Consider the following 18,934-nt stretch of genomic DNA (forward strand, 5'->3'; position numbering starts at 1 on the left):
GGCACTAAATATGTAGCCACCGAGTCGTACAGGCAAGAGCCTGATGATGCGCGTGTCCACAACCGGCTTGCTCCTGGGCGTGTTGCGCGAGCGAACCCTAAGTCATTTAATCCCTGGCTCATGGGCTCAAGGCATAAGGTGGTTCACAATCCGCTAACCCGCCGCATTTGCTCGCGTACCAGTTTTAACCCCCTGGCCGGCCACAAACACAACACATAACCCAATATTTTACTTCACTTGCCGAGTATAAGCAGCATTCAACAAAGCAATACGGCGTGTCAATTCTTGATAACGCTGACGCTGTTCGGGCTCTTGCAAGCCCGTAGCGACCAATGCCGACTGCTCTGCCTTGATCGCATCCAGTTCGATGCGATGCAGCGCATCACGCCATTCGCCTTGGGGATCAGGCAATTCTTCCTCGCCCAAAAGCTCCGTAGCCAGCGCCTCCAGCACAGGAGCCAGATCGGACTCGGGGTCCACGGCCTCCAGCAAAGCGCCTGCATGACGCGCCGAGCTGATATTGCTTAAGGCAATCAGCTCTTGCACTAAACGTAAGTGGGGACTTTGCGCCAAAATTTCAAGTTGTTGATCGCCCAGCTCGCCCACCAAGGTGGGATGCCCAATGAGCAAGCGCAGCAATCGCTTGGCCATGGGGGTCACGGCACGGCTGCCACCCAGGACTGCGCGCTCTTGCCGCTGACGGTTATTCTTGCCACCCTTGCCGCGACCTGATGCTGGCCGCTCCTGATATTGCTCCTGAGGCTGCCAATCGGGCTCGTCCTGCCAGCCATCCATAGGCAGGCTGTCGGCAAAGGAGCCGTCAAAACCATCCTCAAACGGGGCCATCTCATCCGTTGCGGGCGCAGGCTGCACCGGTACGGCAGGCCTGGCAACCAGGCCATCTTGCGCCGGTGGCGTGTCGACAACCGGTCGACGCACCGGCTCTACCGTGCTCAGGCGCTGTGCCAGCTCGTCCGGCGTCAACAACACCATACGGGCAAATTCGTGCTGAATCTGCACTTTCAAGGTACTGTCAGCCAGCTCCAGCAGCAAAGGCAACGCTTCGTGTACGCAGGCCGCACGGCCTTCGGCCTCGTCCATGCGATGGCGAGCCGCCAGCTCATCCAGGAAAAAGCGCGATAAAGCGGCGGCTCCCTGGGCTTGCTCGCGAAACGCTTCCGCGCCGTACTCACGAACAAAAGAATCCGGGTCGTGGTTATCCGCCAGGAACATGAAACGGATGGATACGTCGTCACGAACCAGGGGCAAGCAGGTATTCAAGGCACGCCAGGCAGCTTTGCGCCCTGCCCTGTCACCATCAAAGCAAAACACCAACCTGTCGCTGGCGCGCATCAGTTTGGTGATGTGGTGTTCAGTAGTCGCGGTGCCCAGAGTCGCTACGGCATTGTGCAAGCCATGTTGCGACAGCGCCACCACGTCCATATAACCTTCAACAATCAGGACAAAGCCTTCTTTGCGTATGCCCTGACGTCCTTCCCACAAGCCGTACAGCTCGTGTCCTTTGGAAAACAGCGTGGTTTCTGGCGAGTTCAGGTACTTGGGCTCGCCTTTTTCGATCAGACGGCCACCAAAGCCAATGATATGGCCCTTGGTACTGCGGATCGGAAACATGACGCGCGAACGAAAACGGTCGTAGCGACGACCATCCTCGGACTCGATCACCAGGCCGGACTCAACCAGTTGCTTGTCTTCGTACTGCGGAAATACAGCCGATAGCCCGCGTCGCTCCGTGCCTGTCCAGCCCAGGCCGAAACGGGCAGCCGTCTCCCCATCCAGGCCACGACGTTTCAGGTAGTCGATAGCAATGGGAGATTGTTTTAGCTGACGTAGGTAATGCCCCTGTGCCGTCTCAAGAATATGATGCTGGCGCGATAGTTCGTCTTTACGACGCGCATCGGCAGCACGTTGGCGTGGGGTGCGATCTGCTTCGGGCACAGTCATTCCGACGGACCCAGCCAAGCTGCGTACCGCCTCGGGGAATGAAGCCCCTGTGTGTTCCATCAGGAACGAGATAGCCGATCCGTGAGCGCCACAACCGAAGCAATGGTAAAACTGCTTGGTCGGACTGACTGTAAATGAAGGGGATTTTTCGTTGTGAAAAGGGCACAGGCCAAGCAAGTTGGCCCCGCCTTTGCGCAACTGCACATATCGCCCGACGACATCTACGACATCGACACGGGCGAGCAGTTCCTGAACAAAAGATTCAGGGATCAATACAAGCGTGGAGGCAGTTGCTGGCTGCGGATGCGTTTGTAGTGACGCTTCACGGCGGCAGCGTGCTTGCGCTTGCGCTCAGCCGTTGGCTTTTCGTAGAATTCGCGCGAACGCAGCTCGGTCAACAGACCGGTTTTTTCAATAGTGCGTTTGAAGCGGCGCAGAGCAACTTCAAAGGGTTCGTTTTCTTTCAGGCGAACAATGGACATGTAATCCCTGACCTTTGTAAAAAGAGTTAGCGTAACAGATAGCCCAATATGGTAGCACGATTGCAGGCATACACCAAGCAAGGTGCCATTAGGCTATCCACCAATTATCTGAATGCCAGCGATCAAGCCTGGCCAGTACCCTTGCGAATCCAGGCGTCCAGCTGATGAGGGCGAATGCTATCGTAGTCCTCAAAAGGCTGATGAATCCAGGGATTTGTGGGCAACTTGGACACGTAGTAGTCCGGGTCGACCTGGGCGTGGCCTTTCCACCACAAAACGGCAGTTTTCAGCTCGGTGATCGCGGGAAACTGTGCACGCAGGTGATCACGTACACGCATAAAAGTCTTGCCGGTATCGACCATATCATCCACCAGCAGCACATTGCCATCCAGAGTGCCACGGGTAATGGTGATGTATTGCGCAATATCCAGATCGCCCTGTTCGGTACCAGCCGCTTCGCGATAGCTGCTGGTGGCCAAAATGCCCAGGGGTACATCATAGATGCGCGAAATAACGTCTCCCACTCTCATGCCGCCTCGGGCCAGGCAAACAATTTTGTCGAATTTCCAGCCTGATTCGTGAATGCTCAGGGCCAATTGTTCAATCAGGCGATTGTATTGTTCCCAGGAAACCCATTCATCAGTATCGCTATTTGGGGGCAGACTCATATGTATTCCAGATATAAATGCACTAGCTGCGCTTTGGTACCTGCAAAACAAGAGTCTGGTAGGCCAACGCAGCGTCCAGAACGACAAAGCGGCCCTTCAGGCCGCTCTGTACGCACCGTACAACGGTGCAAGGCATTATACCGCGATAAATCGCTTATTTGGTAAACGGATCGCGCAATACGATGGTTTCGTTGCGATCTGGCCCTGTGGAAACCATGTCGATAGGCACATCGCACAGTTCAGCTATGCGTTCCAGGTAACGACGAGCGTTGATGGGCAGCTTGTCGTAGTCGGTCACGCCTACGGTGGACTCGGTCCAGCCGGGCATTTCTTCCAGAACAGGCTCGGCTTCGGCAACCGCGTGTGCGCCGTAGGGAAGCACGTCCAGGAACTCGCCCTTGTAGCGGTAACCCACACCAATCTTGATTTGCTCAACGCCGTCCAGCACATCCAGCTTGGTGATGCACAGACCGGAAATACCGTTGATCATGACCGAACGCTTCATGGCGGCGGCATCAAACCAGCCACAACGACGCGGACGACCCGTTACGGAACCGAACTCCTTGCCCACGGTAGCCAGACGCATGCCGGTATCATCCAGCAACTCGGTCGGGAATGGACCCGAACCCACGCGCGTGGTGTAGGACTTGGCGATACCCAGCACGTAGCTCAGTTCCTGAGGGCCAACACCCGAACCTGCGGAAGCGGCACCGGACAGGCAGTTGCTGCTGGTGACGAAGGGGTAAGTACCGTGGTCAATATCCAACAGTGCGCCCTGGGCACCTTCAAACAGGAGCTTCTGCCCTGCTTTCTTGGCCTGGTACAGGTTGTTGGAGACGTCAGCGACCATAGGAGCCAGCTGCTCAGCGTGTTTCATGGCCAGATCACGAACCTGCTCGGCGGAGACGGCTTCGGCGCCCAGGTACTGGGTCAGCACGAAGTTGTGGTAATCCAGGGCTTCGGACAGTTTCTCGTCGAAGATTTCGGGATCGTACAGATCCTGAACACGCAGGGCACGGCGTGCCACCTTGTCTTCGTAGGCAGGGCCGATACCGCGACCGGTGGTACCGATCTTGCCGTCGCCTTTACGCTTTTCACGAGCCTGGTCCACAGCGATGTGGTAGGGCAGGATCAGCGGGCAAGCAGGCGAGATCTGCAGGCGCGAACGCACGTCCAGACCGGCCGCTTCCAGCTCGGCAATTTCGGTCAGCAGGGCTTCGGGCGAGAGCACCACGCCATTGCCAATGTAGCAAGTGACGTGCTCGTGCATGATGCCCGAAGGAATCAGGCGCAGAATTGTCTTCTTGCCATTAATCCACAATGTATGGCCAGCGTTATGCCCACCCTGGAAACGAACCACGCCATGCGCGGACTCGGCCAGCCAGTCGACGATCTTGCCTTTGCCTTCGTCACCCCACTGGGTGCCAATCACCACAAGGTTTTTGCTCATGTCTAGTATCAGAATAAAGGAGGCCGGCACGGTGCCGGACCGATAACAATCACCAACGCTACAAGCCGTCTGGCTTACAGCGCCCTAACCTGCCACTGACCGTCCGACGAGACCAGCTCGCGGTCGATCACGAATTCATCCAGATTCAGCTCTTGACCGGGCAGCATCTGAATCACAATTTCACCGTTTTGACGCAACTGCTTGACCGCTGCTATCAGGGCCGCATCATTGCCCCAGGGGGCACGTACCGCGCGGGCAGCCTGAGCCGGCGCCAGGCCAGCCGAGAGCTTGCGCAGATCCAGGCTGAAGCCAGTTGCAGGACGGGCACGACCATACATGCGGCCGATACCGTCAAAGCGTCCGCCCTTGACCAGAGCATCGTGCCAGCCTTCGGCGTAGACCGAAAAGATCAGGCCTGAATGGTAGGCATAACCGCTGCCGATATCAGCCAGGTCCACCGTAATCTCGTGGCCGGGCAAGGCATCAATAAAGCTGCGCAGGCTGCCCAGGGCTTCGCGCACTTCGGGCTCGTCCGGCAGAACACTGCGGGCACGCTCCAGCACACTGCCATCGCCGTACAGCGAGGTCAAAGCCAGCAAGTAACGGGTGGTCTCAGGCAGACAGCCCGACTCACGGCCCAGGGCGCGCAAGCCCGACACATCTTTGGCGTTCAGAAGCTCGCACACTTCTGCCACGCGGGTTTTCAAAATAGGATCGCGCTCGATCAGGAAGCGTCCCAGATCGGGATAGTTCAAGTCCAGGCGAGGATGACGCACCCCAGCCCGACCCACGCTTTCCAGCGCCAGTTGCACCACTTCCAGATCGGATTCGATACCGGCATGGCCGAAGATTTCCGCGCCGATCTGCAGCAGCTCACGATCCGACAGCAAACCAGCCGGACGGGCATGCAAGACCGAACCACAGTAACAAAGCCGAGTCACGCCTTCACGATTCAGCAAGTGAGCATCAATACGTGCTACCTGGGGGGTCATGTCGGCGCGTACGCCCATGGTACGACCCGAGATTTGATCGACGACTTTGCTGGTACGCAGATTCAGATCTGTGCCAGAAACCGCTTGCAGGGATTCCAGATACTCCACCAGGGGCGGAGCTACCAGTTCGAACCCGTAAGTACGATACAAGTCTAGCAAATCGCGGCGCAGCTCTTCGATGCGGCGCGCCTCTGCAGGCAAGATATCAGCCAGGCTCTCTGGCAACAACCAATTGGACATACTCGTGCCTCGGACTACTTATAAACGAAAGTTCCAGCCAAACAAAAAGCGACTTGGGGCCTGTAAGCCGCCTAAGTCGCATGCGAAGTGGTGTTAGTAACTTACACGCTAGTATAAACGATCAGGGCCGCGGGTGGAACACCCAACGGCCCTAAGTTCTCTAGCGGGGATCAGTTCGCAGGTGCTGCGGGCGATCCTTGCTGGCCCCAATACTTGAAGAAATCAGAGTCAGGGCTGATGACCAGTGTATCGGTCTGTTTGCTGAAAGCACTGCGGTAGGCTTCCAGGCTGCGGTAGAAACGGTAGAACTCGGGGTTCTTGCCATAGCTATCGGAGTAAATGGCCGCGGCTTCACCATCACCCTGACCACGGATGGCCTGGGCCTGGGCGTAAGCGTCGGCCAGCAACTCTTCACGCTGACGTTCGGCTTCGGCACGGATACGCTCACTTTCAGCGGCACCGGTTGCACGCAAACGGTTGGCTTCTTGTGTACGTTCGGCTTCCATACGACGGTAAACCGATTCCGAAATCTCGGGGGCGAAGTCAATACGACGCAAACGCACGTCAATGACTTCCACACCCAAAGGACGGGCACGAGCCTCAACAGCGGTCAGCACTTCGCGCATGATGGCATCACGCTCGGTTGAGACCACTTCTTTTACCGTGCGTACGTTCACCGAGGCGTTCAGGGCGTCACGAATCTGGGCCTGCAAACGCTCTACAGCACCACGGTCCGTTGCGCCGAACGTCACGTAAAACAGGCGTGGATCGGAAATACGCCATTTGACGTATGAGTCGATCAGCAGGTTTTTCTTTTCAGCCGTCTGAATACGCTCGGGATCCTTGGTTTCAATCGTCTGCAGACGCTTGTCCAGGAACACCACATTTTCAAAGGGTGGCGGCAGTTTGAAGTACAGGCCGGGGGTAGTGATGGTACCGCGCACTTCACCCAGGGCAAAAACCAGAGCCGCATCGCGCTCACGCACGATAAATACGGAAGACAGCAGCAAACCGACAATTACCGCCAGGGCCACCAGAGCAGGAAATAAACGTTGCATCAAGCTCTCCTAGCGTGCGTATGGGGAATAAGGACTGACCAAAGAGCCCAGCGAGGTATCCAGACCGGCTGGATTGCCTGGCGCAGGCGCTTTAGGCGCCGCAGCCGGAGCTGGACGGCCGATCTGTCCTTGCGAAGCAGCCGAGGCGACAGGAGCGGATGGCTCCATATCGGTACGGCTGCCCACCTGACGCACGATCTTGTCCAAAGGCAGATAGATCATGTTGTTATCGCTACGGGTATCAACCAGTACCTTGCTGGTGCTCTCCAGGATTTCCTGAATCGTGGACAGGTACAGACGATCCCGCGTTACACCGGGAGCCTTCACGTACTCGGCCTCGACGCTGCCGAAACGTGCAGTGTCACCCTTGGCATCACCGATCACACGAGCCTTGTAACCTTCGGACTCCTGCATCATGCGTGCCACTTGACCAGCGGCTTCGGGCAATACCTTGTTGGCATAAGCCTGACCTTCGTTGATCTGACGCTCGCGGTCCTGGCCGGCCTTGACGGCATCGTCAAAAGCCGCTTGAACCTGCTCGGGCGGTTGCACGTTCTGAATCGCCACGGTGCTGATCTGAATACCAGTACGGTAACGATCCAGAATGGACTGAGCCAGTTGCTGCACGTCCGAGGCAATCTGTGTACGGCCGGAATACAGTACGGAGTCCATAGGCTGCTTGCCCACAACTTCACGCATGGCGGTTTCTGCCGCCTGACGTACGGATTCGTCCGGATTATTGGTGTTGAACAGGTAGTCCGGCGCACCCGTAGGCAACAAGCGATACTGAACCACGTACTGCATATCAACGATGTTCTCGTCGGTTGTCAGCATCAGGGATTCAGGCAGGACTTTATTGCGCGCACTTCCGCGGTAGCCCACCTCGAAGGTACGCAACTGGGAAATATTGACAGTTTGGTGATCTTCGATGGGAGCGGGCCAACGCCATTGCAGACCGGGATTCAGGGTTTTGGTGTACTCGCCAAAACGAGTCACCACGGCAACCTGACCTTCCTGCACGATGGTAAAGCCACTGGCCATCCACAGGCCGACTGCCACCACACCACCGATAATCAGCAGCTTGGGGGAGCCTTTAGGGATGGAGGGGCCATTACCGCTACCTGGAGGCATACCGCCAGGAGGGGAACGACGTCCCTTTTTGCCAAATAAAGATCCCAAGCGACTATTGAAGTCACGCCACACCTCGTCGAGGTCAGGCGGGCCATCTTGTTTCTCGGGGCGGCGAGGTGGCTCGGAACCGTTTTTGCCACTGTCTCGTCCCCAACCGGGATCATTGAGATTGAATATTTTATTGTTCAGACGCATTGTTTTCCGCGAAATGACCTGATTCGACGATTGCTGCACGCAAACCATCCAATCCGATGCGCTCTAAAGCGCTAACAAAGACTCGGGCAATAGTACCATGTTCGTCCCGCTCTACCCGTGGCTCGTAGCCGGCTTGGTCAATTTTGTTGTAGACCAAAATACGAGGTATTTCATGGGCCCCGATGTCCTCCAGAACCTTATGAACTTCAGCGATTTGCTCATCGCGTTGAGGGTTGGCTGCATCGACCACATGCAGCAACAAATCTGCATGGACGGTCTCTTCCAAGGTGGCCCGGAAAGCCGCGATCAAGGTGGGTGGCAATTCACGAATGAAACCCACCGTATCCGAAATCACAACCTGCCCTGCCCCTTCAATCCAGATACGACGCGTGGTGGTATCCAAAGTTGCAAATAACTGGTCGGCTGCGTAGGCATCCGCCCGAGTCAAGGTATTGAACAAGGTGGATTTGCCCGTATTGGTATAGCCCACCAATGACACCGACAAGGTGCCGCTACGGGAACGGGCCCGGCGCTGAGTGCTGCGTTGACGCTGCACCTTGGCCAGACGTTCGCGCAAGGTACGGACTTTGTCGCCAATCATCCGGCGGTCCATTTCCAGCTGCGACTCACCAGGACCACGCATGCCAATACCACCCTTTTGCCGCTCCAGGTGAGTCCACATCCGGGTCAATCGGGACGTCAGGTGCTGCAACTGCGCCAGCTCCACCTGTAATTTACCTTCGTGACTTTGTGCTCGCAGGGCAAAGATGTCCAGAATCAGAGCAACCCGGTCGACTACACGCAATTCCAGCTTGCGCTCCAGGTTACGCTGCTGCGCTGGGCTCAAGGCATGGTCAAACAGCACCACTTCGGCGCCGGTTGCCTTGGCCAGAGCGACGGCCTCCTCCAGCTTGCCTGTACCGATGTAGTAGGCAGAATCCGGACGGGAGCGACGCACGACCAGCTGCTCCATAATCTGGGCGCCAGCGCCTTCGGCCAGCATGACGAACTCTTCGGCATGGGCTTTGTAGTCCAGCTCGCCCATATCCACACTAATTACCAGTGCCTTCAACGCTTGCTCCAGAAACAAAGACCCGCCCGCGGGCACCGCGAGACGGGTCTTTCAGAGTACAAAGAACTGGGTGAGGATTTATTCAGCCTGCTCATCCGCAGCCAAAGTAACAGGGCGTGCAGGAACGACGGTAGAGATCGCGTGCTTATACACCATTTGAGTGACTGTATTGCGCAGCAGTACGACATACTGATCGAAGGACTCGATCTGACCTTGCAGCTTGATGCCGTTGACCAGGTAGATCGACACAGGGATATGCTCCTTGCGCAGCGCGTTCAAAAACGGGTCTTGTAGAATTTGCCCTTTATTGCTCATTGGTGAGGCTCCGGTTATGTTGTTTTTCCAGAAATGGAAGCGAATCCCACTACTTTACCGGGTTTTCCCTGAATCCGCACGTTCCAAACTGGAGATTTTTATCTAATAGGTGTATATCAGGCGCCTTGCCCTAAAATCTGCCGCAAACTGTTGCACAGTCGGGCACATTGCTCGGGCGATCCTACCGTAATACGTAAATACTGCTCAATGCGTGGCTGACGGAAGTGGCGAACCAAAATCCCCTGCTCACGCAAAGCTTGCTGAATACCAGCAGCCGAATGCTTAGGGTGCGTTGCCATCAAAAAGTTCGCTTTCGAGGGCAAAATCTCGAAACCCAGCTGTTCCAGATCGGCACGCAACTGTTCACGTGCATCAATCACTGCCTGGCATTGACGTTCAAAATACTCCGTATCCTTCAAGGAAGCCACGGCACCCACCTGAGCGATGGTGTCCATGGGATAGGAGTTAAAGCTGTCTTTCACGCGTTCCAGGGCCTGAATGATATCGGCGCTGGCCAAGGCATAACCCACACGCAAGCCAGCCAAAGCACGCGACTTGGACATGGTCTGGATGACCACCAGGTTGTCGTACTTTTCCAGCAGACCAACCGAAGACGTACCGCCGAAATCGACGTAGGCCTCGTCCACCACCACCGTGGTGTCCGGGTTGGCGGCCAGAATGGTTTCAATATCCGTCAAGGACAAAGGAATCCCGGTAGGCGCATTGGGGTTGGCAAAAATAATGCCAGCTGGTGGCAGGCTGCGCTTGCGCACATAGTCCTGCACATTCAGCGTGAAGTCTTCGCTCAGCGGCACAATATCAGCAGGCACCCCGAAGTACGAACAGTAGGTGGTGTAGAAGCTGTACGTGATATCGGGCAACAGGACCGGACGCACGCCACGCAGGAACAAGGCGCTGAACACATGGGCCAGCACTTCGTCCGAGCCATTGCCCAAAAAGACATTGTTAGCTTTCACGCCGTGGTTGTGCGCCACGGCGTCACGCAGTTCCTGCGCGCTGTAGGAAGGGTAAAGACGCAAGTCATCGGTCGCCGCCTGGCGGATCGCTTCCAGCGCTTTGGGCGACGGACCGAAAGGATGTTCGTTTGTGTTCAACTTCAAGAGGTTATCCAGCTTGACCTGCTCACCCGGTACATAGGGTGAAAGCCCCGCTACATGATCACTCCACAAACGGCTCATTACGCGTCCTTCAGATAAGGGTTCTTAGATGATTTGAATTCGATGCGCAAAGGCGTGCCTTCCAGCTTGAAGGCCTCGCGAAAACGCGTCTCCAGATAACGGCGGTAACTGTCCGAAATGGCATCCAGGGCGTTGCCGTGAATCACCACGATCGGCGGGTTCATGCCACCTTGGTGAGCATACCGCAACTTGGGACGGAAAATGCCCTTGCGTGGCGGCTGTTGCTGTTCCACCGCTTCTTGCATGACGCGAGTGAGCTTGGGGGTAGACAGCTTGGAGAAAGCAGCAGCATGCGCGGCATTGACCGACTTGAGCAAAGGATTGATCCCCTGCCCTTTCAGCGCCGACAAGGTGTGCATCTTGGCAAAGTTCAGGAAGCGCAATTTGCGATCGAACTCGCGCTTGATCCACTCGCGCTGGTACTCGTCCAGGCCATCCCACTTGTTGATGCCCACCACCAGCGCACGGCCGGTTTCCACCACAAAGCCCGCAATGCTGGCGTCCTGGTCGGAAATTTCTGTGTGAGCGTCAATCATCAGCAAGACCACGTTACACGCTTCAATCGCCTGCAAAGTCTTGATAACGGAGAACTTTTCGACCGCTTCAAATACCTTGCCGCGCTTGCGCAAACCGGCCGTGTCGATCAGGGTGTATTCCACCCCGTTACGCTCGAACTCGATTTCGATGGCATCACGCGTCGTACCGGGCTGGTCAAACGCAATCACGCGATCTTCACCCACCAGGGTATTAATCAGGGTGGATTTGCCCACGTTGGGGCGGCCCACAATCGCCAGCTTGATGCGGTGCTGAAACTCATCATCGTCCTGGCCATCATCTTCAGGCTCAGGGTTAGGCACTTGCTCCAGTGCCAGATTGATCAGCTCTTCCACGCCATCGCCGTGGGAGGCGGAGATCAGATAAGGCTGGCCCAAGCCCAGTTCGTGGAATTCCACGCCACCGGCCTCGTAACGCATGCCTTCGGCCTTGTTGACGGCCAGCAGCACTTTCTGACCCAGCTTGCGCAGCAGCTGCGCAATTTCCAGATCCAGTGCATTGACGCCTTCACGGGCATCGACCAGAAACACGACCACGTCGGCTTCGGCAATCGCTTGCTGGGTCTGGCGAGCCATCTCCAGCAACATGCCGGTTTTGGCCACGGGCTCGAAACCGCCCGTATCGACCACGATATAGGGACGGCTGCCAACCCGGCCTTCGCCGTAATGGCGGTCGCGGGTCAGACCAGGGAAGTTCGCCACCAGAGCCGCGCGCGAGCGCGTCAGGCGGTTGAACAAAGTGGACTTGCCGACGTTGGCCCGACCGACCAAAGCCACTACGGGCTTAAAAGAAACGCTTTTCAATTGATTCCAACCAAGACCAAATTACCATTGCCGGTCTGAACCAGGACCCCGCGCGGGGTTCCGATCAAAGGCGACACAATGGCACCACCGCCGACACTGACCCGGCCCAACAAGGTGCCGTCCAGTCGCGATAGAAAGTGAACATAGCCTTCCATGTCACCGGCGGCAAGCGCCTGGGGCATGACGGCCAAAGGAGCCAGACCACGGTTACGCAAAGCATTCTGCGTCCAGATGGTTTGCCCGTCTGTCATGGCAAACGCTTCAATCTGGTCGCGGCTATTGGCGGCATACAACATATGGTTGTCCGCTGCGATACCGGTACCGGCCGAAAATTCCCTATCCCACACCAGACGCCCACCTTGGGAGACGTCAAAGCAGGCAACGCGACCTTGGTAGGTTGCACCGCACAGCAGGGGATCGACGACCTGGGGAGCACCCACGACGTCATTAATGCGCTCCAGATCGGTCGCGCCGCGGGAGACAGAAATGCTGCCTTCCCACACCAGATGACCTTGAGCCGCGTCAATCGCCATCAAGCGACCGTTGGGCATGCCTGCCAGCAACAAGCCGTCGATAATGCGCATTTGCATGCTGGTTTTCAGCGACAAGGCTGGACCGGGGCGCTGCAGGCTCCAGCGCAGATCACCCGTGCTGGCATCAAAGGCTTGCAGGCGGTAGTCGCTGGTACGCACCACAACCACACCGGCACCAACAACAGGAGGCATATTCACGGCGCTGCTGCTGCGGCTGCGCCACAATTCCTTGCCCGAGTCGTCAAACGCAATCACGTTCCCGTCTACCGAAGCAACCGCAGTCACTACACCGTCCGAACCTGCACCGGCCGTCAACTTCTTGCCGGCATTGGCCGACCACTGCACACGGCCCGTCTCCAGATCCACCTTGCTGACCTGCCCGGATACCGTTGCGGCATAGACCGAAGAACCGGTCACTTGCGGTGCAAAGCCCGAATCCGCGCCGCTACCAATAGAGGTGCTCCAGCTGATCTTGGCGGCCACACCAGGGGTGTATTCGGTCAAGGGAGTCGGCTCGAAACGTGGATCCTTGCTGGAGAACATGGAGCAACCGGCCAATGCGGTCAGACTCAGGGCCAGCGCGCTCAGGCGCAGGACACGCATGGCAGAGGATGGGGATTTGCGAATAGTAGGAAGAGACATGAATTAAGCTCCTGCCAGGGCATCAAGTTTGATCTGAACCAACTGCGAAATAGGGTCTTGCTTGAGCAACTCCACGGCCTGCTTCCAGGCTTCGCGCGCTGCATCATTCTGCCCTTGAGCGGCCAGAATATCGCCTTTGCGATCCGCAAACAAACCGGCAAAACTGGCAGGAGGATTCGTCAGTTGAGCCAGGGCCTCATCATAATTCTTTTGTTCCAGCAAGATGCCGGCCAGACGCAAACGTGCCAGCGGAGTCAGCGCCGGGTCGTGGTTGGTTTTGACCATCCACTCCAGTTGCTCACGAGCAGGCGTCAGATTGCCGCGTTGCTGCAAAGCCTGAGCAGCCAGCAAGACACCGCGGGAGGTGTAGCCGGACTTGGGAAAATCGTTACGCAAGGTCGTGCTGGCAGCCAGCACGCGGGCATCGGCCTCTTCGCCTGTCTGGGCAGCCGCACTTTCCAGCGCTTCAAAGTAACCCATGGCCTGACCTGCCTGATGGCCCTGATACCACTGCCAACCGCGCCAGCCCGCCACTGCTGCCAAGGCAGCAAAAGCCAGCACGATGCACAAGGTGCCCCAGCGGTCCCACCATGCTCGCATGGCATCTAGTTTTTCCTGTTCTTCAAGATCGTAGGCCATGCTCAAATCCTTGCTGACAAAACACTGGCGAGTTCAGAAAAATCAACAGACTGTTGCTGCTCGGCGCCATCCGCAGCACGCAACCATTTCACACTGGCCTGTTCTTTTTGGAGTTCGTCGTCACCCAAAATAACGGCGGCCTGCGCGCCACTGGCATCAGCCCGCTTGAACTGGGACTTGAAGCCGCTGGAGCCTGCATGGACAATCACCTGCAAACCGGCATCACGCAGTTGCTCGGCCAACAGCGAGGCCTTGCGCTGGGCTGCCTCGCCCTGGTGAACCATATACACCTGACATTCGGGAATGGCTGGCTGCTCGCCATCTTGCGAGCACAGATCCAGCAAGCGCTCCATACCAATGGCAAAGCCCACAGCGGGCGAAGGTTTGCCACCCATCAATTCGATCAGGCCGTCGTAACGGCCTCCGCCGCATACCGTCCCTTGTGCACCCAGGCGATCCGTTACCCACTCGAACACGGTCAAGTTGTAGTAATCCAGACCACGCACCAGACGCGGGTTCAGTGTGTAGGGAATACCGGCATCATCCAGACGATCGCATACGCCCTGGAAGTGAGCACGAGACTCTTCACCCAGGAAGTCGAACAGGCGTGGAGCTGCATTGGCCATTTCCTGCATGGCCGGATTTTTGGTATCCAGCACGCGCAAGGGATTGGTGTACATGCGACGCTGGGCTTCTTCGTCCAGCACATCCTTGTGGGCTTCCAGGTGTTCGATCAAGGCCGCACGGTGGGCGGCACGCTCTTCAGCCTGGCCCAGGGAGTTCAGTTCCAGACGGATATCCGTCAGACCCAGCTTCTTCCACAAACGGGACAACATGACGATCAGCTCGGCATCCACATCCGGCCCGGGCAGACCCAGCGCTTCCACGTCGATCTGGTGGAACTGACGGTAGCGGCCACGCTGCGGGCGCTCATGGCGAAACACCGGTCCCATCGCATAAACGCGATGAGGGCGATCGTACAAGAGATTATGTTCGATAGTGGCGCGCACCATGCCCGCCGTAAATTCGGGACGCATGGTGAGCTTGTCGCCGTTGAGCGAATCGGTAAAGGAATACATTTCCTTTTCGACAATATCGGTGACTTCGCCAATACCACGAGCAAACAATTGGGTATGTTCCAGCACGGGGGTACGCATATTGCGATAGCCATAGCTGGCCAACCATTCCCGCACCAGAGCCTCCAGGGCTTCCCACTGTGCGCTTTCACCCGGTAAGGTGTCTTTCATGCCCGTCAGGGCGCGGAGCTTTTGAAACTGCTGCGTCATAATTCTAATGGTTTGCTCGCCATAGACTGACAAGCGTGTTGATCAAACCGTTGATGTTTTGCCGTAGCGGCGCTCAACGTAATTCTGGACAATGGTCTGAAATTCCTGAGCGATAGTATCACCCTTCAGGGTCACCACCCGCTCGCCATCCACATAGACGGGTGCCGAAGGAACTTCCCCGGTTCCCGGCAAGCTGATGCCGATATCGGCGTGGCGGCTTTCCCCCGGACCATTGACCACACAGCCCATCACCGCGACGTTCATGGTTTCCACGCCGGGATACAGATCTTTCCAGACAGGCATCTGGTCACGCAAATAGCTTTGAATATCGTTGGCCAGCTCCTGGAACACCGTACTGCTGGTGCGACCACAACCCGGACACGCCACCACCATCGGAGTAAAGGCGCGCAACCCCATGGTCTGCAGAATTTCCTGAGCCACGACCACTTCACGGGCACGATCGCCACCGGGTTCGGGCGTCAGGGAAATACGAATGGTGTCACCAATGCCTTGCTGCAGCAAGACGGACAAGGCGGCCGTAGAAGCCACAATCCCCTTGCTGCCCATCCCCGCCTCGGTCAAACCCAGATGCAGGGCGTAATCGCAGCGCGAAGACAAATCCTGATAAACCGTAATCAAATCCTGCACATGGCTGACCTTGCAGGACAGCACAATGCGTTTGCCGTCCAGACCCAGCTCTTCGGCACGCTGGGCATTGCTGATGGCCGAAAACACCAGGGCATCACGCATGACAGCTTGCGCCGTCCAGGGGTGTGCCCGTTGATTATTCTCGTCCATCATGCGGGCCATCAGCTCGTGATCCAGGCTGCCCCAGTTCACACCGATACGCACGGCCTTGTCGTAACGGCAGGCGATTTCAATCATCTTGGCAAAGTTGTCGTCCCGACGCTTGCCCCCGCCCATATTGCCCGGATTGATCCGGTACTTGGACAAGGCTTGCGCACATTCCGGGAAGTCTGCCAGCAGCTTGTGGCCGTTGTAATGAAAGTCCCCCACCAAGGGAACATTCACACCCATGCGGTCCAGCTGTTCACGAATAGCCGGCACTTCACGCGCAGCTTCCGGGGTATTGACGGTAATCCGCACCAGTTCGGAGCCGGCTCGCGCCAATTCCTTGACCTGGATAGCCGTTGCAATGGCATCGACCGTATCCGTATTGGTCATGGACTGCACCACGACCGGCGCCGAGCCCCCCAGTTTCACGACATGATCGCCCCAGCGCACATCCACCGTGCGCGTCACCCGTTTGGGTTGAGCACCAACCGGCAGAGGTTGGCAAGCAGAGGGAGTTTCGGGACCCTGCGTCATTTCTTCAAATCCTTGAGCCAATCAAACACCAGCCATTCCTCGGGAACCCAGCCTCGATCAATGGCGTAAAAACCGGCTACCAGCAGCAAAACAATAATGATAAGAATCCAGATCCAGCCAAAACCGCCGCGCGAGTCGGCATACAGGCTCAAATCCGCACTGGACAAGCCCGAACCGGAATGATTGCGCGGTACGGGCCTGGGCGCAGCGGTATCACTGACCTGAGCTTCCAGCATGACCAGCACAGCCGATACGTCGGCCTCCAAAAAGCGCGCGTAGTTGCGCACCATGCCGCGCAAAGGCTGGCCACCGGGCAACTGGTCCCACTCCTGAGCCTCCAGGGCCTCGAGCTGGCGAACCGAAAACTTCAGGCGGGTGGAGGCTTCGTTCAGCGTACAGGATCGCGCCAGGCGCAGCTCACGCAATGTCGGGCCTACACCTGAGCCCGCTTCCGGAGCCGATTGGTTGGAGGGGACCAGAGTCTCGCTCATGCACGTTCCTGTTTGATTTGAATGACAGCACGATCAGGCAAACGCTGTTCGATACGGGTGCGATCACGAATATCGCCCGCCAACTGTCCGCAAGCGGCAGCAATGTCATCGCCGCGCGTCTTGCGCACTGTGGTTACCACCCCACCATCCATCAGACGCTGGGCAAACTGCTTGACCCGTGCAGCTGAGGAGCGTTTCAGACCGGACTGCGGAAAAGGATTGAAAGGAATCAAATTAAATTTACAGCGCACAATGCGCGCGATGTCCAACAGTTCCTGCGCATGCTGGTCGGTATCGTTGATGCCGTCCAGCATGATGTATTCAAACGTGATGAAGTCACGCGGTGCGTGCTCCAGATAGCGATTACAGGCATCCAGAAGCTCGACCAGCGGATACTTCTTGTTCAGCGGCACCAGACGGTCGCGCAGCGCATCATTGGGCGCATGCAGCGACACAGCCAGCGCCACCGGGCAATCCTTGGCCAGACGATCCATCATGGGCACCACCCCGGAGGTGGATACCGTCACGCGGCGGCGCGACAGACCGTAGGCATTATCGTCCAGCATCAGTCGCAAGGCACCGAGCACCTGGTCGTAATTAAGCAAAGGCTCGCCCATGCCCATCATGACCACATTGCTGATGACACGCGTGCTGGTTTGCTCGGCATCGCCAATGCGGGCGGTTTCGGGCGCATTCAGCAAGGCACGACGGGCGAACCAAAGCTGGCCAATGATTTCAGAAGTCGTCAGGTTGCGATTGAAACCCTGGTAACCCGTGGAACAGAATGGACAGGCCACGGTGCAGCCAGCCTGGCTGGAAATACACAGGGTGCCCCGGTCGTCCTCGGGAATGAAAACCGCTTCGACGGCATTATTGCTGCCTACGTCAAACAGCCATTTACGCGTGCCGTCGGAAGAAATATGTTCGTGCGACATGCTGGGCGCGGTGACAACGCAATTGGCCGTCAGCTGCTCGCGGAACTCGCGCGCCAGATCCGTCATCTGCCCAAAATCGTCTTGTTGACGCTGGTGTATCCAGCGCTGCAATTGGCGCGCGCGGAAAGGCTTGCCACCCCATTGGGCGACCAGTTCAACAAGTTGCTCCGGGCCCAGGCCCAGAAGATTGGTAGGTTCGAGCGATGACATAAAAAAATAATACCTTCACGCGTTCTGGCTATTACTTTCTTGCAGGAGTGCAAAAAAGCCTCTTTTTGCGGATTTGCCCGGCACACCGATTCCGGTGAGCCGGGCAAGTCTTGCTCAGAGTGCCGCCAGTACTGCGCGGTTTAACGAATTAACGGCTGTAAACGTTGCACTCTGGGAAGAAGAAAGCGATTTCGACAGCAGCGGTTTCAGGAGCGTCGGAACCGTGAACAGCGTTAGCGTCGATGCTTTCAGCGAAGTCAGCACGGATGGTGCCGGCGTCAGCTTTCTTGGGGTCGGTAGCGCCCATCAGTTCGCGGTTCTTGGCAATGGCGCCTTCGCCTTCCAGAACTTGAACGAACACAGGACCGGAAACCATGAAGTCAACCAGATCCTTGAAGAAAGGACGCTCGGCGTGCACGCCGTAGAAGCGCTCGGCTTCGCCACGGGACAGGTGAACCAGGCGACCAGCGATCACTTTCAGGCCAGCGCCTTCAAAGCGGGAAATAATCTGACCGATCACGTTTTTAGCAACAGCGTCGGGCTTGATAATGGACAGAGTGCGTTCAATAGCCATGTGAAAATCCAAATAAGAACAATATAGTGTAGTCTTTGCTGCGTAAAGCAAAATGCAGATCCGACGGTTCGCGCTAAATTTTTTAATGAAAACAAGCACTTTCATCAGATTTACGGCAACCCGGCATTTTACCACGCCAAAGACGCACGGCCACATCTTAAAATAGTGCATCT

General features: G+C 57.0%; 18 protein-coding genes. All 18 read right to left on the reverse strand.

Going from position 1 to position 18,934, the window contains the following annotated elements; all coding sequences use genetic code 11:
* Window positions 1-228: 228 nt before the first annotated feature.
* The 18 genes from dnaG to ndk all read right to left on the reverse strand — a co-directional run bounded on the left by dnaG (window position 229) and on the right by ndk (window position 18,761).
* Window positions 229-2,235 (reverse strand): DNA primase, encoded by a 2,007-nt coding sequence (gene dnaG, locus CPY64_RS10205; RefSeq protein ID WP_042481520.1) that lies wholly within the window; start codon window positions 2,233-2,235, stop codon window positions 229-231.
* Window positions 2,232-2,444 (reverse strand): 30S ribosomal protein S21, encoded by a 213-nt coding sequence (gene rpsU / locus CPY64_RS10210; protein ID WP_003799344.1) that lies wholly within the window; start codon window positions 2,442-2,444, stop codon window positions 2,232-2,234. The genes dnaG and rpsU overlap by 4 nt, the downstream gene beginning before the upstream one ends.
* Window positions 2,445-2,566: 122 nt before the next feature.
* Window positions 2,567-3,112: a phosphoribosyltransferase gene (locus tag CPY64_RS10215; RefSeq protein WP_021446480.1), complete on the reverse strand. Its 546-nt coding sequence runs from the start codon at window positions 3,110-3,112 to the stop codon at window positions 2,567-2,569.
* Between the two features lie 154 nt (window positions 3,113-3,266).
* Window positions 3,267-4,562: an adenylosuccinate synthase gene (locus CPY64_RS10220; RefSeq protein WP_009455867.1), complete on the reverse strand. Its 1,296-nt coding sequence runs from the start codon at window positions 4,560-4,562 to the stop codon at window positions 3,267-3,269.
* A 74-nt stretch (window positions 4,563-4,636) separates the two neighbouring features.
* Window positions 4,637-5,794, reverse strand: coding sequence for an ATP phosphoribosyltransferase regulatory subunit (locus tag CPY64_RS10225; protein ID WP_042481528.1), 1,158 nt, complete (start codon window positions 5,792-5,794; stop codon window positions 4,637-4,639).
* A gap of 170 nt (window positions 5,795-5,964) precedes the next feature.
* Window positions 5,965-6,852: a protease modulator HflC gene (gene hflC, locus CPY64_RS10230; protein WP_042481531.1), complete on the reverse strand. Its 888-nt coding sequence runs from the start codon at window positions 6,850-6,852 to the stop codon at window positions 5,965-5,967.
* A gap of 9 nt (window positions 6,853-6,861) precedes the next feature.
* Window positions 6,862-8,178 (reverse strand): FtsH protease activity modulator HflK, encoded by a 1,317-nt coding sequence (gene hflK / locus CPY64_RS10235; protein ID WP_042481533.1) that lies wholly within the window; start codon window positions 8,176-8,178, stop codon window positions 6,862-6,864.
* Window positions 8,162-9,250: a GTPase HflX gene (gene hflX, locus CPY64_RS10240; protein ID WP_042482200.1), complete on the reverse strand. Its 1,089-nt coding sequence runs from the start codon at window positions 9,248-9,250 to the stop codon at window positions 8,162-8,164. Before hflX ends, hflK begins: the two co-directional genes overlap by 17 nt.
* Window positions 9,251-9,328: 78 nt before the next feature.
* Window positions 9,329-9,565 (reverse strand): RNA chaperone Hfq, encoded by a 237-nt coding sequence (gene hfq, locus CPY64_RS10245; RefSeq protein ID WP_003799329.1) that lies wholly within the window; start codon window positions 9,563-9,565, stop codon window positions 9,329-9,331.
* Window positions 9,566-9,681: 116 nt separating this feature from the next.
* A complete protein-coding gene (gene hisC / locus CPY64_RS10250; protein ID WP_042481536.1) occupies window positions 9,682-10,764 on the reverse strand; it encodes a histidinol-phosphate transaminase in 1,083 nt (360 codons plus the stop codon).
* Entirely contained in the window at window positions 10,764-12,122 is a 1,359-nt protein-coding gene (gene der, locus CPY64_RS10255; protein ID WP_042481539.1) for a ribosome biogenesis GTPase Der, read from the reverse strand. The genes hisC and der overlap by 1 nt, the downstream gene beginning before the upstream one ends.
* On the reverse strand, window positions 12,119-13,297 hold the full coding sequence (gene bamB / locus CPY64_RS10260) for an outer membrane protein assembly factor BamB (protein WP_042481540.1): 1,179 nt from the start codon (window positions 13,295-13,297) through the stop codon (window positions 12,119-12,121). The genes der and bamB overlap by 4 nt, the downstream gene beginning before the upstream one ends.
* Before the next feature lie 3 nt (window positions 13,298-13,300).
* Entirely contained in the window at window positions 13,301-13,936 is a 636-nt protein-coding gene (locus CPY64_RS10265; RefSeq protein WP_042481543.1) for a YfgM family protein, read from the reverse strand.
* A 2-nt stretch (window positions 13,937-13,938) separates the two neighbouring features.
* Window positions 13,939-15,222 carry a histidine--tRNA ligase gene (gene hisS / locus CPY64_RS10270; RefSeq protein ID WP_042481546.1) on the reverse strand — a complete coding sequence of 428 codons (1,284 nt, stop codon included), beginning with the start codon at window positions 15,220-15,222 and terminating at the stop codon, window positions 13,939-13,941.
* Window positions 15,223-15,264: 42 nt separating this feature from the next.
* The gene (ispG, locus tag CPY64_RS10275; RefSeq protein ID WP_042481550.1) at window positions 15,265-16,551 is read right to left on the reverse strand and encodes a flavodoxin-dependent (E)-4-hydroxy-3-methylbut-2-enyl-diphosphate synthase; all 1,287 of its coding nucleotides are present in this window, start codon (window positions 16,549-16,551) and stop codon (window positions 15,265-15,267) included.
* Window positions 16,548-17,042, reverse strand: a complete 495-nt coding sequence (locus CPY64_RS10280) for a helix-turn-helix domain-containing protein (protein ID WP_042481552.1) — start codon at window positions 17,040-17,042, stop codon at window positions 16,548-16,550. Before CPY64_RS10280 ends, ispG begins: the two co-directional genes overlap by 4 nt.
* Window positions 17,039-18,187 carry a dual-specificity RNA methyltransferase RlmN gene (gene rlmN / locus CPY64_RS10285; RefSeq protein ID WP_042481555.1) on the reverse strand — a complete coding sequence of 383 codons (1,149 nt, stop codon included), beginning with the start codon at window positions 18,185-18,187 and terminating at the stop codon, window positions 17,039-17,041. The genes CPY64_RS10280 and rlmN overlap by 4 nt, the downstream gene beginning before the upstream one ends.
* Window positions 18,188-18,335: 148 nt before the next feature.
* The gene (gene ndk / locus CPY64_RS10290) at window positions 18,336-18,761 is read right to left on the reverse strand and encodes a nucleoside-diphosphate kinase (RefSeq protein ID WP_009455885.1); all 426 of its coding nucleotides are present in this window, start codon (window positions 18,759-18,761) and stop codon (window positions 18,336-18,338) included.
* Between the last annotated feature and the right edge of the window lie 173 nt (window positions 18,762-18,934).

It is taken from the genome of Alcaligenes faecalis (genome assembly GCF_002443155.1).
Taxonomy (GTDB): Bacteria; Pseudomonadota; Gammaproteobacteria; order Burkholderiales; family Burkholderiaceae_B; genus Alcaligenes; species Alcaligenes faecalis.

What these genes read in the sequence shown, in the direction of transcription:
- bamB (WP_042481540.1), bottom strand. Translation starts at nt 13,297, where the DNA reads ATGTCTCTTCCTACTATTCGCAAATCCCCATCCTCTGCCATGCGTGTC.
- CPY64_RS10215 (WP_021446480.1), bottom strand. Translation starts at nt 3,112, where the DNA reads ATGAGTCTGCCCCCAAATAGCGATACTGATGAATGGGTTTCCTGGGAA.
- rpsU (WP_003799344.1), bottom strand. Translation starts at nt 2,444, where the DNA reads ATGTCCATTGTTCGCCTGAAAGAAAACGAACCCTTTGAAGTTGCTCTG.
- ispG (WP_042481550.1), bottom strand. Translation starts at nt 16,551, where the DNA reads ATGACGCAGGGTCCCGAAACTCCCTCTGCTTGCCAACCTCTGCCGGTT.
- CPY64_RS10265 (WP_042481543.1), bottom strand. Translation starts at nt 13,936, where the DNA reads ATGGCCTACGATCTTGAAGAACAGGAAAAACTAGATGCCATGCGAGCA.
- rlmN (WP_042481555.1), bottom strand. Translation starts at nt 18,187, where the DNA reads ATGTCATCGCTCGAACCTACCAATCTTCTGGGCCTGGGCCCGGAGCAA.
- CPY64_RS10280 (WP_042481552.1), bottom strand. Translation starts at nt 17,042, where the DNA reads ATGAGCGAGACTCTGGTCCCCTCCAACCAATCGGCTCCGGAAGCGGGC.
- hisS (WP_042481546.1), bottom strand. Translation starts at nt 15,222, where the DNA reads ATGACGCAGCAGTTTCAAAAGCTCCGCGCCCTGACGGGCATGAAAGAC.
- ndk (WP_009455885.1), bottom strand. Translation starts at nt 18,761, where the DNA reads ATGGCTATTGAACGCACTCTGTCCATTATCAAGCCCGACGCTGTTGCT.
- CPY64_RS10220 (WP_009455867.1), bottom strand. Translation starts at nt 4,562, where the DNA reads ATGAGCAAAAACCTTGTGGTGATTGGCACCCAGTGGGGTGACGAAGGC.
- hflC (WP_042481531.1), bottom strand. Translation starts at nt 6,852, where the DNA reads ATGCAACGTTTATTTCCTGCTCTGGTGGCCCTGGCGGTAATTGTCGGT.
- hisC (WP_042481536.1), bottom strand. Translation starts at nt 10,764, where the DNA reads ATGAGCCGTTTGTGGAGTGATCATGTAGCGGGGCTTTCACCCTATGTA.
- hfq (WP_003799329.1), bottom strand. Translation starts at nt 9,565, where the DNA reads ATGAGCAATAAAGGGCAAATTCTACAAGACCCGTTTTTGAACGCGCTG.
- CPY64_RS10225 (WP_042481528.1), bottom strand. Translation starts at nt 5,794, where the DNA reads ATGTCCAATTGGTTGTTGCCAGAGAGCCTGGCTGATATCTTGCCTGCA.
- hflK (WP_042481533.1), bottom strand. Translation starts at nt 8,178, where the DNA reads ATGCGTCTGAACAATAAAATATTCAATCTCAATGATCCCGGTTGGGGA.